General features: G+C 66.8%; 14 protein-coding genes. 9 read left to right on the forward strand and 5 right to left on the reverse strand.

Features of this window, described 5'->3' with window-relative positions; all coding sequences use genetic code 11:
- The first annotated feature begins 54 nt into the window (after positions 1-54).
- Positions 55-918: an ankyrin repeat domain-containing protein gene (locus ACZK3W_RS20270; protein WP_260467381.1), complete on the forward strand. Its 864-nt coding sequence runs from the start codon at positions 55-57 to the stop codon at positions 916-918.
- A 15-nt stretch (positions 919-933) separates the two neighbouring features.
- Here the strand turns inward: ACZK3W_RS20270 and yegS are convergent, their stop codons facing one another.
- The 4 genes from yegS to ACZK3W_RS20290 all read right to left on the reverse strand — a co-directional run bounded on the left by yegS (position 934) and on the right by ACZK3W_RS20290 (position 3,770).
- A complete protein-coding gene (gene yegS / locus ACZK3W_RS20275) occupies positions 934-1,869 on the reverse strand; it encodes a lipid kinase YegS (RefSeq protein WP_032127162.1) in 936 nt (311 codons plus the stop codon).
- A 324-nt stretch (positions 1,870-2,193) separates the two neighbouring features.
- Positions 2,194-2,676 (reverse strand): GNAT family N-acetyltransferase, encoded by a 483-nt coding sequence (locus ACZK3W_RS20280; RefSeq protein ID WP_125895888.1) that lies wholly within the window; start codon positions 2,674-2,676, stop codon positions 2,194-2,196.
- A gap of 59 nt (positions 2,677-2,735) precedes the next feature.
- Positions 2,736-3,410 carry a ribulose-phosphate 3-epimerase gene (rpe, locus tag ACZK3W_RS20285; protein WP_032127160.1) on the reverse strand — a complete coding sequence of 225 codons (675 nt, stop codon included), beginning with the start codon at positions 3,408-3,410 and terminating at the stop codon, positions 2,736-2,738.
- Positions 3,411-3,440: 30 nt separating this feature from the next.
- Positions 3,441-3,770: a J domain-containing protein gene (locus tag ACZK3W_RS20290; RefSeq protein WP_005411327.1), complete on the reverse strand. Its 330-nt coding sequence runs from the start codon at positions 3,768-3,770 to the stop codon at positions 3,441-3,443.
- 144 nt (positions 3,771-3,914) lie between these two features.
- On the opposite strand from ACZK3W_RS20290, the gene ACZK3W_RS20295 reads away from it, so the two are divergent.
- The 8 genes from ACZK3W_RS20295 to ACZK3W_RS20330 all read left to right on the forward strand — a co-directional run bounded on the left by ACZK3W_RS20295 (position 3,915) and on the right by ACZK3W_RS20330 (position 12,113).
- Positions 3,915-4,841, forward strand: coding sequence for a phosphoribosylaminoimidazolesuccinocarboxamide synthase (locus ACZK3W_RS20295; RefSeq protein WP_032127159.1), 927 nt, complete (start codon positions 3,915-3,917; stop codon positions 4,839-4,841).
- A gap of 527 nt (positions 4,842-5,368) precedes the next feature.
- On the forward strand, positions 5,369-5,854 hold the full coding sequence (locus ACZK3W_RS20300) for an Mpo1 family 2-hydroxy fatty acid dioxygenase (protein WP_032127158.1): 486 nt from the start codon (positions 5,369-5,371) through the stop codon (positions 5,852-5,854).
- Between the two features lie 333 nt (positions 5,855-6,187).
- Positions 6,188-9,019, forward strand: coding sequence for a monovalent cation/H+ antiporter subunit A (locus ACZK3W_RS20305; RefSeq protein ID WP_032127157.1), 2,832 nt, complete (start codon positions 6,188-6,190; stop codon positions 9,017-9,019).
- A complete protein-coding gene (locus ACZK3W_RS20310) occupies positions 9,019-9,411 on the forward strand; it encodes a Na+/H+ antiporter subunit C (protein ID WP_032127156.1) in 393 nt (130 codons plus the stop codon). The genes ACZK3W_RS20305 and ACZK3W_RS20310 overlap by 1 nt, the downstream gene beginning before the upstream one ends.
- Entirely contained in the window at positions 9,408-10,943 is a 1,536-nt protein-coding gene (locus ACZK3W_RS20315) for a monovalent cation/H+ antiporter subunit D (RefSeq protein WP_049401675.1), read from the forward strand. The genes ACZK3W_RS20310 and ACZK3W_RS20315 overlap by 4 nt, the downstream gene beginning before the upstream one ends.
- Entirely contained in the window at positions 10,940-11,446 is a 507-nt protein-coding gene (locus ACZK3W_RS20320) for a Na+/H+ antiporter subunit E (RefSeq protein ID WP_049401676.1), read from the forward strand. Before ACZK3W_RS20315 ends, ACZK3W_RS20320 begins: the two co-directional genes overlap by 4 nt.
- On the forward strand, positions 11,443-11,727 hold the full coding sequence (locus ACZK3W_RS20325) for a K+/H+ antiporter subunit F (protein WP_005411334.1): 285 nt from the start codon (positions 11,443-11,445) through the stop codon (positions 11,725-11,727). Before ACZK3W_RS20320 ends, ACZK3W_RS20325 begins: the two co-directional genes overlap by 4 nt.
- The gene (locus ACZK3W_RS20330; protein ID WP_049401677.1) at positions 11,724-12,113 is read left to right on the forward strand and encodes a Na+/H+ antiporter subunit G; all 390 of its coding nucleotides are present in this window, start codon (positions 11,724-11,726) and stop codon (positions 12,111-12,113) included. The genes ACZK3W_RS20325 and ACZK3W_RS20330 overlap by 4 nt, the downstream gene beginning before the upstream one ends.
- A 617-nt stretch (positions 12,114-12,730) precedes the next feature.
- Here the strand turns inward: ACZK3W_RS20330 and ACZK3W_RS20335 are convergent.
- Entirely contained in the window at positions 12,731-13,696 is a 966-nt protein-coding gene (locus tag ACZK3W_RS20335; RefSeq protein WP_032127153.1) for a sodium:calcium antiporter, read from the reverse strand.
- Positions 13,697-13,721 lie beyond the last annotated feature (25 nt).

The following is a 13,721-nucleotide window of genomic DNA, read 5'->3' on the forward strand; positions in this document are numbered from 1 at the left end:
AATGACCACGGCCAACGCTATCATCCCCCGAACGCGTCCATGTCAAGGGATCACATGCACCGTCACCCTCACAGTTCCTTTACGCCATTTTCCTGCCTGGCGCTGATGCTGCTGATGCTGCTGAGCGCCTGCGCGCGCACGTCTTCACATGGCGCGGAGCGCTATTTCGAGGGCAAGGCACTTGAACTGGCCATCGCCGCCGAACAGGGTGATGCAGCGACGATCACGCGCCTGATCAAGACCGAAGGCGTGAACCCCGACAAGGAGTTCTCGAAGCAGGATGGCATTCCGCTCATCGCGTGGCCGTTGCGCGCACAGAACCTGGAAGGCCTGCGCGCGATGCTCGACAACGGCGCCGACCCGAATGCACGGCGTATTGAAACGCTGGACGGCGAGACGTTCCGCCACAACAACGCCATGGTCTATGCCGCGAAGATGGACGATCCGCGCTACCTGGCCCTGCTGCTGGATCATGGCGGCGACCCGGACACGCGCACCTCCAACACCGAAACGCTGCTGTTCCAGGCTTTCATTTCCGGCAACCTGTGGAAGAACATCCAGCTGCTGGTGGAGCGAGGCGCGCACGTCAACGAATCCAACATCGGCCAGGCCGATACCGTTCTCAGCTGGTACACCGGCCGTGGCGGCTTCGAGCAGGCTTACTGGCTGCTTGAGCATGGCGCGGACCCCACGATTGCATCGCCGTCATCGGCGCAACCGGGCGCGCCCGATCGGATGGCCATGGTCGAAGCCATCTACTGGGAAATCGCCACACCGGACCTGCTGCCCTGGCAGAAGAAGTGCCAGCAGTGGCTGATCGATCACGGCATTGCCCGGCCGCCGCTGCCGCAGTACATCCGCGAGAAGCGCGAAGCATTCGGCTTCCCGGCGAAGGAGCAGGACATACCGCCGTTGTAGGAGTTCCGGTCCGGCTCAGCGCGGCTCGGACAACAGTGCACAGCCCACGGGCAGGTGCATCCGCACCCTGCCCGGTACGCACGCGATGCGGAACTGGCGCGCCTGTACCGGTTCGCCGTCCAGGTTGAGCGTCAACGGACGCTCGGATTCCACCTGCAGCCACGGCAGGCGCGCGCGCGTCGCCAGTTGTTCCAGCGCGGCCTGGGTGCCGGACTTCAGCATCTGGCCGAGCGTGGCGGTGACTTCACCTTCCAGCTCCGGAAGCACCGTCACGTCCAGCTGCCCATCATCGATCAGCGCCTGCGGGCACAATTGCTGGCCACCACCGGCCTGGCGGCCATTGCCGATGCCGAGCGCGATGAAGTCGCCTTCCCACGCGAAATCCGGGCCCGACAGGCGCGCATGGATCGGCTCGATCCGCCCCAGCTTGGCAATGCCGGTGATCACGTAGGCCAGCCCGCCCAGCATCTTCTTCAGGCCGGCATCGGTCTCCACCGTCACCTGCGTGCCGAAGCCACCGCTGGCGAGGTTGGCGCACCACCATTGCGTGCCATCGGCGTCCACGCGCAGCAGATCGATGGCATGCGGCGTGGCCTGCCCGATCAAGGCCAAGGCTGCCTTCGGCTCGGTCGGAATGCCGGCCGCAGTCGCGAAGTCATTGGCGGTCCCCATCGGGATCAGCGCCAGCGAGGGCAACGCATCTGCCGGCTCCTCACGATGCGCCAGTGTCTCGGCCACCGCGCTGAGCGTGCCGTCGCCACCGGCGGCCACGATCACGTCCACGCCATGATCGATCGCCTCGGCCACGTAGCGTTCGGCGTCACCGTCTTCCCAGGTCACCCGCACTTCCAGCTGCACGCCCTGCCCACGCCAATGACCGACCGCGTCGCGCAGCTCGTCATTGCCTGCGGATTTTCCGTTGAGGATCAGGCGCCAGCGCGGGGTGGTCATGCGGTGCTTCCAGGACGGGGGTGGCACAGGCTAGCAATGCGCCGTTTGTCCGCAGTGAATGTCACGCAGGTGTCATTCAGCTGCTGGAGAATGGAAGGCCATAGCAGGGACGACGGATGGAGGCAGGATCAGCCTCCCACGCATGCAGCGAGGCCACGCCAGTGATTGGCGTGGCTTTTTTTTTTGGTGCGTAGGGAGTGCGAACCAAGGTTCGCACCCACCGGGTTGCGGTTCGCGCACACCGGGCTGCGGTTCGCACACACCGGGTTGCGGTTCGCGCACACCAGGTGGGTAGATCCACGCCATGCGTGGATGCACTTCGCCTCAACCGTTGGCGAAATCGTGCAATGCCTGGCCCTGCAGCCGGTACACGGTCCACTCGTCCTGCGGCGTGGCGCCAGCGGCGGTGTAGAACTCGATGGCCGGGGTATTCCAGTCCAGCACCGACCATTCGAAACGACTGCAACCTTCGGCCACGGCCTGGCGTGCGATGTACTTCAGCAGCGCCTTGCCGGCACCGGCGCCGCGCTTTTCCTGGCTGACATACAGGTCTTCCAGGTAGATGCCCTTGCGGCCCAACCAGGTGGAGTAGTTGTAGAAATACACCGCATAGCCGATCGCTTCGCCGTCGACTTCGCAGATCAGCGCGCGGGCCGTGGCATCGGCACCGAACAAGCTTTCGGCGATGCCGATCTCGTCGGTCTGCACCGAATGCTCGGCCTTCTCGTAGATGGCCAGTTCGCGGATGAAATGCAGGATCAGACCGGCATCGGCCACAGTGGCCGGACGGATGTTCAACAGAGCCATGGGCGGAAAAGGGAGACGGAGGGAATCAGGCGAGCTTAATCCCCTCCGTCCCTTTTTTGTCAGCGTGCCGCAGCGACATTCGCGCGCATCTGCGCGATCACGTCCTGGTAGCTGGTCTTGGCGTTGAAGATGGCCGAACCGGCGACGAAGGTGTCGGCGCCGGCAGCGGCGATCTCGCCGATGTTGTCGGCCTTCACGCCGCCGTCGATCTCCAGGCGGATGTCCTTGCCGCTGGCATCGATCATCTTGCGCACCACGCGCAGCTTGTCCAGCGCCGAGGGAATGAAGGCCTGGCCGCCGAAGCCCGGGTTGACCGACATCAGCAGCACCAGGTCCAAGTCGTCCAGCACCCAGTCGAGGATGTCCACCGGGGTGGCCGGATTGAGCACGATGCCCGGCTTGCAGCCCAGCGAGCGGATCAGCTGGATGGTGCGGTGCACGTGGCGGCTCGCTTCCGGGTGGAAGCTGATGTAGGTGGCACCGGCTTCGGCGAAGTCCGGGATGATGCGGTCCACCGGCTCGACCATCAGGTGCACGTCGATCGGCGCGGTCACGCCGTGCTTGCGCAGCGCCTGGCAGACCATCGGGCCGATGGTCAGGTTCGGCACGTAATGGTTGTCCATCACGTCGAAGTGGACCCAGTCCGCGCCGGCGGCGAGGACGTTGTCGACTTCCTCGCCGAGGCGGGCGAAGTTGGCGGACAGGATGGAGGGGGCGATGAGGCAGTTGGACATGGCCGGGCCTTGCAACGGTAGGAAAGAGGGTCAGCGCTTGCGCAGGGTCTTGATGCGGTCGTAGGCGGCATTGATCCGCCGCGACTTCTGCTCGGCCTGCTGCTGCAGCTCGGGGGCGGCGCCGCCGAGCTTGTCGGGGTGGTACTGCGAGATCAGCTTGCGGTAGGCGCGCTCGACCTCGGCATCGGTGGCCTCGGAGGTCAGCCCCAGCTCCCGGTACGGGTTCTCCTTGTTCAGGCGGAACCAGTCCGAATCGAAGGCATGGCCGATCAACAGGCCGACCACCGCGCCAAACAACGGATTGGGCCGGAACAGCAGGGCGCCGGCGATGAATCCGAGCAGTTTTCCGTACCAGCGCATGGCGCTCCGGGGTCGGCCGACGAAATGGACGCTCATTTTACGTCACAGCGGGCCCGGACGGCTTTACACTAGGCCGCCCGCTGGTCAGCGGGCCCGCCGGGTCCGTTGGGCAGCAGCCGTATCGACAACGCCCCAGGAGTGCCCGTGCCAACCACGCTGTTGCAATCCGATCTCCCCGGCCTGCCCTTGCGCCATCGCGGCAAGGTGCGTGATGTGTTCGATATCCCGCGCGAGCGGCTGCCAGCAGGGACCCCGCCGGGCGACTACCTGCTGATGGTGGCCACCGATCGCCTGTCGGCGTTCGACGTGGTCCTGCCCGACCCGATTCCGGGCAAGGGCGAGATGCTCTGCCAGGTCTCCAACTTCTGGTTCGCCAAGACCGCGCACCTGATGCCCAACCACCTGACCGGCATCGACGTGGCCAGCGTGCTGCCCGAAGGCGTGGACCCGGCCCTGTACGCCAAGCGCGCGGTGGTCACCCGCAAGCTGAAGCCGGTGCCGGTGGAAGCGATCGCCCGCGGCTACCTGATCGGCAGCGGCTGGAAGGACTACCAGCGCACCGGCAAGGTCAGCGGCATCGACCTGCCCGACGGCCTGCGCCAGGCCGAGCAGCTGCCCGAGCCGATCTTCACCCCCTCGACCAAGGCCGCCGTGGGCGACCATGACGAGAACATCGATTTCGATGCGATGGTGAAGCAGGTCGGTGCCGAGATGGCCGAGCGCGTGCGCGATGCCACCCTGCGCATCTACAAGTTCGCCGCCGAATACGCCCGCGAGCGCGGCATCATCCTGGCCGATACCAAGTTCGAGTTCGGTACCGACGCCGATGGCCGCCTGTACATCATGGACGAGATGCTGACGCCGGATTCCTCGCGTTACTGGCCGGCCGACGAGTACGAAGTGGGCACCAGCCCGCCGAGCTACGACAAGCAGTTCGTGCGCGATTACCTGGAGACGCTGGACTGGGGCAAGACCGCCCCGGGCCCGACCATCCCGGCCGAGATCATCGAGCGCACCCGCGCCAAGTACGCCGAGGCGCTGCAGCGCCTGGCCGGGATCAGCGTCGACTGATGCCCTGCGCCCCCCGCCGGTCTGGCTGGGGGCGTTCTGAATGCGGTAGTGCCGGCCGCTGGCCGGCAACCTCGCGAACCTGCAGCCAGGCATGGCCTGGCTCTACTGCCGGTTGCCTGGGGTGGTGCCGGCCGCTGGCCGGCAACCTCGCGAACCTGCAGCCAGGCATGGCCTGGCTCTACTGACGGTTGCCTGGGGGTAGTGCCGGCCGCTGGCCGGCAACCTCGCGAACCTGCAGCCAGGCATGGCCTGGCTCTACTGCCGGTTGCCTGGGGGTAGTGCCGGCCGCTGGCCGGCAGCCTCGCAAGCCTGCAGCCAGGCATGGCCTGGCTCTACTGACGGTTGCCTGGGGGTAGTGCCGGCCGCTGGCCGGCAGCCTCGCAAGCCTGCAGCCAGGCATGGCCTGGCTCTACTGACGGTTGCCTGGGGGTAGTGCCGGCCGCTGGCCGGCAACCTCGCGAACTCGGCTATGCTCTGGATTGCCGGCCAGCGGCCGGCACTACCGTTGTCCGAGGAAGCAACGCAGCATGCAGACATCCACCGAGCTTGCGCGGCCGATCGACCGCTATTTCGCCAGCTACTCCGACGACCACCGCAATCTGATCAACCAGCGCATCCACGTGGTGGCGGTGCCGGCGATCCTGTGGTCGGTGGTGGCCCTGCTGTGGTGCCTGCCGCCGCTGATCACCTGGTTCCAGTACGGCATCTGGTCGGCGTTCGCGATGTTCAGCGCCTGGTGCTTCTACAACAAGCTGTCGCGCCCGCTGGGCATCGGCATGCTCATCCAGTTCTTCGTATTCGGCTGCCTGTGCAGGCTGCTGGAGGCCGAGATCGGCCTGCATAACCTGTTCTGGCTGGCGGTGGGCGTATTCGTGGTGGCCTGGATCGCGCAGTTCATCGGTCACAAGTTCGAGGGCCGCAAGCCCAGCTTCCTGACCGACCTGACCTACCTGCTGATCGGCCCGGCCTGGGTGATGGCCAAGTTCTACCGCAAGCTCGACTGGCGCTACTGACCTGCCCGTGGCCGACGCTGCCCCTCGTTTCCTGAACGGGCAGATTCCGTCACCCGCACTCCACGACGGCCCTGCCAGCCTGCACCGGTGATCCGTTCCCCACCTCCCGCCCGTCGACGGCAGCCCCTGTGCGACAGGGCCTGCGGTCTCCCTGCGTCGGCGTAGGGTGTCCCCCGAGAGCAACCGCGGAGGGACCGCAGCAACGTGATGCTGCGCTGCAGAAAAAATGAATCAGCGGACGTTACATGCAATTGATCGCTGTTCGATGGGTTTCGGCGACATTTCGCAGCCTGTTATCCTCCCTGACCTGCTCGTGAATCATGGATTCCCTGCATGCTCCCCAGCCTGCCCCTGCTGCTGGCCCTGCCGTTCCTGATGGCAGCGGCTGTTGCGGCCTTCCCCCGTAGTTCGCGCTCGACTGCTGCCTGGCTGGCGGCGCTGGCGCCGTTGGGCGGGCTGGCCATCCTCGGCTGGCTGACCCCGTCGGTGCTCGATGGCCAGGTGGTCCGCACCCTGGTGCCCTGGCTGCCGCAGATCGGCCTGGACTTCACCCTGCGCCTGGACGGCCTGGCCTGGATGTTCGCCGGGCTGGTGCTCGGCATCGGCGCGCTGGTGGTGCTGTATGCGCGCTACTACCTGAGCCAGCAGGACAACGCCCACCGCTTCTACTGCTACCTGCTGCTGTTCATGGGCGCCATGCTGGGCATGGTGCTGTCGGGCAACCTGCTGTTGCTGATGATCTTCTGGGAAATGACCAGCATCAGCTCGTTCCTGCTGATCGGCTTCTGGTCGCACCGCCAGGACGCCCGCGAAGGCGCACGCATGGCGCTGGTGATCACCGGCGGCGGTGGCCTGGCCCTGCTCGGTGGCGTGCTGCTGATCGGCCGCATCGTCGGCAGCTTCGACCTGGACGTGGTGCTGGCCGCCGGCGAGCAGATCCGCGCCAGCGCGCTGTACCCGTACGCACTGTTCCTGGTGCTGGCCGGCATCTTCACCAAGAGCGCGCAGTTCCCGTTCCACTTCTGGCTGCCGCACGCGATGGCGGCGCCGACCCCGGTCTCTGCCTACCTGCACTCGGCCACCATGGTGAAGGCCGGTGTGTTCCTGCTGGCGCGGCTGCACCCGGCACTGGCCGGCAGCGACCTGTTCTTCTACACGGTCAGCGGCATCGGCGCGCTGACCCTGCTGATCGGCGCCTGGAACGCGATCTTCCAGCACGACCTGAAAGGCCTGCTGGCGTACTCGACCATTTCCCATCTGGGCCTGATCACCCTGCTGTTCGGCCTGTCCACGCCGATGGCGGTGGTGGCCGGCGTGTTCCACATCCTCAACCACGCCACCTTCAAGGCCTCGCTGTTCATGGCCGCCGGCATCATCGACCACGAAACCGGCACCCGTGACATGCGCAAGCTGGGTGGCCTGCGCAAACTGATGCCATTCACCAGCGCGCTGGCGATCATCGCCTCGCTGGCGATGGCCGGCATCCCGTTGCTCAACGGCTTCCTGTCCAAGGAAATGCTGTTCGCCGAAGCGCTGACCGCCGGTGGCGGCCCGGGCGCGATGCGCACGGCCGTATCGATCGCGGCGCTGCTGGCCGGTGTGTTCGGCGTGGCCTACAGCCTGCGCTTCGTGCACGACACCTTCTTCGGCCCCGGCCCGCACGACCTCGACCGCGTGCCGCATGAGCCGCCGCGCTGGATGAAGGTGCCGGTGGAACTGCTGGTGGTGATCTGCGTGGCGGTGGGCATCGCCCCGGCACTGACCGTGGCGCCAGTGCTGCATGCCGCTGCGGCCTCGATCCTCGGCAACGCCATGCCCGAGTACAGCCTGGCCGTATGGCACGGCTTCAACCTGCCGCTGGCGATGAGCGCGATCGGCGTGGTCGGTGGCGTGGCGCTGTACTTCGGCCTGCGCAAGCTGATCAACCTGCACGGGGTGGAAACCCGCACCACCGGCCGCAACGTGTTCCATGCGCAGCTGGATGCCCTTTCCGCGCTGGCCATGCGCCTGACCAACGGCATCGCCAATGGCAGCCTGCAGCGCATGCTGCTGGGCCTGGTGCTGGTGGCGATCGCGGTCGCCGCCGCGCCGTTCGTGGCCAACCCGGCCTCGCCGAACTGGACCGCGCCGCAGCCGATCCCGCTGCTGGGCTGGGTGCTGTGGCTGGTGATGATGGCCTGCGCCGTTGCCACCCTCCGTGTCTACAAGCAGCGCCTGCTGGCGGTGCTGCTGGTCGGCGGCGTTGGCCTGATGGTGGCGCTGACCTTCGTGTTCCTGTCCGCACCGGACCTGGCGCTGACCCAGCTGCTGGTGGAGATGGTGACCCTGGTGCTGATGCTGCTGGGCATGAACTACCTGCCCGCGCAGTCCGGGCCGGAGCGGCCGCGCTGGCGCAAGCGCCGCGATGCGGTGATCGCGATCATCGCCGGCGCCGGCCTGGGTGCGCTGGCCTATTCGGCGATGACGCTGCCGCCGAACACCATGGCCGGCGAGCTGCTCGCCCGTGCCCTGCCCGAGGCCTACGGCCAGAATGTGGTCAACGTGATCCTGGTCGACTTCCGCGGCTTCGATACCTTCGGCGAGATCACCGTGTTCGGCATCGCCGCACTGGTGGTGCATGCGCTGCTGCGTCGCACGCGGATGGCGCCGGAGCAGATCATGCCCGGCCCACCGATCAAGCTGCCGGTGCCGGCCGACCTGGCGCAGATCATGTTCCCGCTGACCCTGACCGTATCGATCTTCCTGTTCCTGCGCGGCCACAACGCGCCGGGCGGTGGCTTCATCGCCGGCCTGGTGCTGGCGGTGCCGCTGCTGATCCAGTACGTGATCCAGGGCACCGCGTCGGTGGAGTCGCGCTTCGGCTTCGACTACATCCGCTGCATCGGCATGGGCCTGTTGATCGCCCTGCTCAGCGGCAGCGCGTCGATGCTGTTCGGCGTGCCGTTCCTGACCAGCGGCCACCTCGACCTGCACCTGCCGCTGATCGGCGACGTGCCGCTGGCGAGTGCGATCGGCTTCGACATCGGCGTCTATCTGGTGGTGTTCGGTGGCGCCATGCTGATGCTGTCGATGATGGGCACGATCAAGCCGTCGCGTACCCGCACTGCCCGCAAGGGTGAGATCGACCTGCAACGCCGTTCGGCACGCACCGGGGAGATGCACTGATGGAACTGGCCCTGGCTACCGCGATCGGCGTACTGACCGCCATCGGCATCTACCTGCTGCTGCGTGCGCGCAGCTTCGATGTGATCCTCGGCATGACCTTCCTGTCCTACGCCACCAACCTGCTGATCTTCGCCGGTGGCCGCGTGGTGCTGGGCAAGGCACCGGTGCTGCAGGAAGGCGTGGACAGTCACCTGGGCAACTACACCGATCCGCTGCCACAGGCGCTGGTGCTGACCGCGATCGTGATCGCCTTCGCGATGACCGCGGTCAGCATCGTGCTGGCCATGCGCAGCCGCAGCGACAACCACAGCGATCATGTGGACGCCCACGAGCCGGATGACGACCTGCAGGATGAGCGCATGCTGCCGCGCCAGGGAGAGGACCGCGCATGAACCACCTGGTGATCCTGCCCATCCTGATTCCGCTGCTGGGTGCTGCACTGTCGCTGTTCGTCGAACACCGCCGGTATGGCCCCAAGGTGCAGCGCGCGGTGGCCTGGACTGCCCTGTCGGCGCTGGCGCTGGCGGTGGGCCTGCTGTTTGCCGCCACCGCCACTGGTGAGATCAACGTCTACCTGCTCGGCGACTGGCCGTCGCGTCTGGGCATCGCGCTGGTGGCCGACCGGCTGTCGGCGTGGATGCTGCTGACCACCCTGCTGCTGGCCATTCCCTGCCTGCTGCATGCCTGCTCGGGCTGGGACCGTCGCGCACCACACTTCCATGCACTGTTCCAGTTCCAGCTGGTCGGCCTGAATGGCGCATTCCTGACCGGCGACATCTTCAACCTGTTCGTGTTCTTCGAGGTGATGCTGATCGCCTCCTACGGCCTGCTGCTCAGTGGCGGCCGCGGCCTGCGCATGCGCATCGGCCTGCACTACGTGGTGTTCAACGTCACCGCCTCGACCCTGTTCCTGATCGCACTGGGCCTGCTGTACGCCTCGCTGGGCTCGCTGAACATGGCCGAGCTGTCGCAGCGCATTGCCGAGGTGCCGCCGGCGCAGCTGACGCTGGTAAAGGCCACGATGGGCCTGTTGCTGCTGGTGTTCTGCGCCAAGGCTGCACTGATGCCGCTGTACCTGTGGCTGCCGGAAGCCTATTCGCGCGCACCGGCCGCCGTGGCCGCCCTGTTCGCGATCATGACCAAGGTCGGCCTGTACTCGGTGCTGCGCATCCAGATGCTGTGGTTCGGCGACGATGCCGGTGCGATGGCCGGCTATGGCCGCGACTGGCTGCTGTGGGCCGGCGTGGCAACGCTGGTGCTTGGCGGCCTCGGTGCGCTGGCCGCGACCCGCCTGCGCGTGCTGATCTCGTATCTGGTAATCGTCTCGGCGGCCACGCTGTTCATCGCCTTCTCGGTAGGCACGCCGCAGGTGCTGTCCGCCGGCCTGTACTACCTGCCACACAGCAGCTTCGTCGCCGCCGCACTGTTCCTGATTGCCGACCTGATCCGCCGCCGCCGCGGTGGCGCCAGCGACCGCAAGGAAGTGGTCGCGCCGATGCCGGGCAAGGAAACGCCGGCGGTGCTGTTCCTGATCGGCGCGGTGTCCGTGGCCGGCCTGCCGCCGCTGTCCGGCTTCCTGGCCAAGGCCGCACTGCTGGCCGGCATGCCGGCGCAGTACACCGCCCCGGTGTGGACGGCAGTGCTGGTAAGCAGCCTGCTGGTGATCATGGGCCTGACCCGTGGCGGCATCCGCCTGTTCTGGCGCGTGCCGCCGGTCGAGGCCGATGCACCGAAGCCGCGCAAGGCACGCCTGCGCCGGGTCGAGCTGTACGCGGCCTGCATCCTGCTGGCCTACGGCATCGGCATGACACTGGCCGCCGCGCCACTGATGCGCTACACCGACGCCACCGCCGCACAGCTGCTGCACCCCAGCGAGTACGTGCAGCAGTTGCGCGCGACCACGCCGGAGATCCGCCAGCCATGACCGCCCAGCGCTCCCTGTTCCGTCGCGTCATTCCCTCGCCGATGCTCAGCATCATGGTGGTGGCGTTCTGGCTGCTGATGTCCGACAGCTTCACCCTCGGCCAGTTCGTGCTGGGGCTGGTGCTGGGCGTGGTGGTGCCGCTGTTCGCCGCGCGCCTGGACCGCGAGTTCGCCCGCATCGGTACCCTGCGCCCGCTGCCCAAGCTGCTGTGCGTGACCCTGTGGGACATCCTGATGTCCAACATCCGCGTCGCCGTGCAGGTGCTGGGCCCGGAGAAGAACATCCATCCGGGCTTCATCTGGCTGCCGCTGGACATCGCCAACATCCACGGCATCGCCGCGCTGACCAGCATGATCACGCTGACCCCGGGCACGGTCTCGGCCGCGCTCAGTGACGACCGCAAGTTCCTGCTGGTGCACGTGCTGCACCTGGAGGACCCACAGGACCTGATCGATACGATCAAGCGCCGTTACGAGGCGCCGTTGATGGAGATCTTCCCATGACCGGTTTTGAAGTCATCCAGACCACCCTGGTGGTGTGCATGCACGTGGTCGGCCTGGCCATGCTGCTGGCCACCTGGCGCCTGCTGCGCGGGCCGACCGTGCCCGACCGCATCCTCGCGCTGGACACGCTGTCGGTGACCGCGATCGCCGAGCTGATGCTGTTCGGCATGTACCTCAACTCGCCGATCTACTTCGAGGCGGCGCTGATCATCGCCATGCTCGGCTTCGGCAGCACCGTGGTGCTGAGCAAGTTCGTGCTGCGCCGGGACATCGTCGAATGATCACCGCGATCCAGATCGGCCTGTCGATCCTGCTGCTGTTCGGCTGCTTCTTCATCCTGGTCGGTGCATTGGGCCTGGTGAAGCTGTCCACGTTCTTCAAGCGGCTGCACGCACCGACCAAGGCCAGCACGCTGGGCGTGGGCTGCGTGCTGGTGTGCTCGGTGTGCTACCACATCTTTCTCGGCCAGGACCCGCAGCCGCGCGAGCTGCTGATCACCGTGTTCCTGTTCATCACCGCACCGATCAGCGCGCACATGATGGCCAAGGCCGCGCTGTCGCTGCTGATGGAAACCCGCCCCAGCCTGCCCGGCAACGAGCCGGCTGCTGAAGAGCAGCTGCCGCCGCCGGAACCGGTGCGGGAAGAAGAAACCACGCAGAACCGGTGAATCCGGTAGCGACCGACCTTGGTCGGCGCTTTGTTTCCCTGAGTGCCAACCAAGGTTGGCAGCTACCGCATCATCGGTGGGTGGACCGGTGGGTGCCGACCGTTGGTCAGCACGGAGCCAACCGCATCCACGCATGGCGTGGATCTACCGACCGCAATGCCCGGTGGCGGCCGACCTTGGTCGGCGCTTTGTTTCCCTGAGTGCCAACCAAGGTTGGCAGCTACCGGGTGATCGGTGGGTTGACCGGTGGGTGCCGACCGTTGGTCGGCACGGAGCCAACCGCATCCACGCGTGGCGTGGATCTACCGACCACAATGCCCGGTAGACGCCGACCTTGGTCGGCGCTTTGTTTCCCTGAGTGCCAACCGAGGTTGGCAGCTACCGCATCATCGGCGGGTTGACCGGTGGGTGCCGACCGTTGGTCGGCACGGAGCCAACCGCATCCACGCGTGGCGTGGATCTACCGACTGCAATGCCCGGTAGAGGCCGACCTTGGTCGGCGCTTTGTTTCCCTGAGTGCCAACCAAGGTTGGCAGCTACCGCATCATCGGCGAGGTGACCGGTAGGTGCCGACCTTGGTCGGCACGGAACCAACCGCATCCACGCATGGCGTGGATCTACAACGCCGGTGCGCCCACCAGCAGCAGCTCCAGCACGAACCAGCCCGCGAACGCGACCAGCAGGATCGCGCCTTCGCCGCGGCTGATCTTCAGGTCGCCGCGCAGCATGGGGTACAGCACCAGTGCGAAGGCCAGCAGCGCCGGCAATTCCAGGCGCACGAACGAGGCCGGCAGCGCCAGCGGCTGCAGTACGGCCATCGCACCAATCACCAGCAACAGGTTGACCACGCTGGAACCCAGCACGTGGCCCAGCACCATGTCGCCATGACCACGGCGTGCGGCAGCAATCGCGGTTGCCACCTCCGGCAGCGCGGTACCGATCGCGACCGGCAGCAGACCGACCAGTAGCGGTGTCCAACCCAGTGCAGTACCGAAGTCCGCTGCGGCCCCCACCACCAGGCGTGCGCCCCAGTACAGGGCCAGCGCGGCGATCAGCACCCGCAGTACATTCAACGGCAGGCTGGTTCGGCTCAGTGCGGACTCGGCGATGGCTGCCTGCACCTCCGCACTCTCGCTGCGACCACGGCGCAGCAGCAGCACCTGCACCACGATGAAGCCGGCCAGCAGCACGCCGCCCTCCCAGCGTGCCAGGCCACCATCAAGACCGAACAGGATCAGCAGCACGCCGGCCGCCAGCAGCGACCACCACAGCACCGTCTGCAGGCGCGCGCGCAGCAGCAGTGGCGCAGCCATGGCCGCCACGGCCAGGGTCAGGCCCAGGTTGACGATGCTGCTGCCCACCGCGTTGCCCAGCGCCAGCTCCGGCTGACCGACCGCCAGCGCGCGCGCGTTGACCGCCAGTTCCGGCAGCGAAGTGGTCACGCCGAGCAGCAACAGACCAGCCGTGAACGGACTGGCCCCGAAGCGTTGCGCCAAGCCGGACACGGCCTTGACGATGGAGTCCCCGCCCAGCGCCAGCAGCAGCAGGCCGAGCAGGAACCAGGCAATGGCAATGGCGATCATCGAGCACTCCCCCTGCGGTCGTGGC

The sequence above is a fragment of the Stenotrophomonas sp. 80084_Sma genome, from assembly GCF_056481995.1.

Coding starts and splice junctions, on each gene's coding strand:
- rpe (WP_032127160.1), bottom strand. CDS start 3,410: ATGTCCAACTGCCTCATCGCCCCCTCCATCCTGTCCGCCAACTTCGCC.
- ACZK3W_RS20330 (WP_049401677.1), top strand. CDS start 11,724: ATGATCACCGCGATCCAGATCGGCCTGTCGATCCTGCTGCTGTTCGGC.
- ACZK3W_RS20280 (WP_125895888.1), bottom strand. CDS start 2,676: ATGGCTCTGTTGAACATCCGTCCGGCCACTGTGGCCGATGCCGGTCTG.
- ACZK3W_RS20325 (WP_005411334.1), top strand. CDS start 11,443: ATGACCGGTTTTGAAGTCATCCAGACCACCCTGGTGGTGTGCATGCAC.
- yegS (WP_032127162.1), bottom strand. CDS start 1,869: ATGACCACCCCGCGCTGGCGCCTGATCCTCAACGGAAAATCCGCAGGC.
- ACZK3W_RS20305 (WP_032127157.1), top strand. CDS start 6,188: ATGCTCCCCAGCCTGCCCCTGCTGCTGGCCCTGCCGTTCCTGATGGCA.
- ACZK3W_RS20290 (WP_005411327.1), bottom strand. CDS start 3,770: ATGCGCTGGTACGGAAAACTGCTCGGATTCATCGCCGGCGCCCTGCTG.
- ACZK3W_RS20310 (WP_032127156.1), top strand. CDS start 9,019: ATGGAACTGGCCCTGGCTACCGCGATCGGCGTACTGACCGCCATCGGC.
- ACZK3W_RS20300 (WP_032127158.1), top strand. CDS start 5,369: ATGCAGACATCCACCGAGCTTGCGCGGCCGATCGACCGCTATTTCGCC.
- ACZK3W_RS20335 (WP_032127153.1), bottom strand. CDS start 13,696: ATGATCGCCATTGCCATTGCCTGGTTCCTGCTCGGCCTGCTGCTGCTG.
- ACZK3W_RS20270 (WP_260467381.1), top strand. CDS start 55: ATGCACCGTCACCCTCACAGTTCCTTTACGCCATTTTCCTGCCTGGCG.
- ACZK3W_RS20315 (WP_049401675.1), top strand. CDS start 9,408: ATGAACCACCTGGTGATCCTGCCCATCCTGATTCCGCTGCTGGGTGCT.
- ACZK3W_RS20320 (WP_049401676.1), top strand. CDS start 10,940: ATGACCGCCCAGCGCTCCCTGTTCCGTCGCGTCATTCCCTCGCCGATG.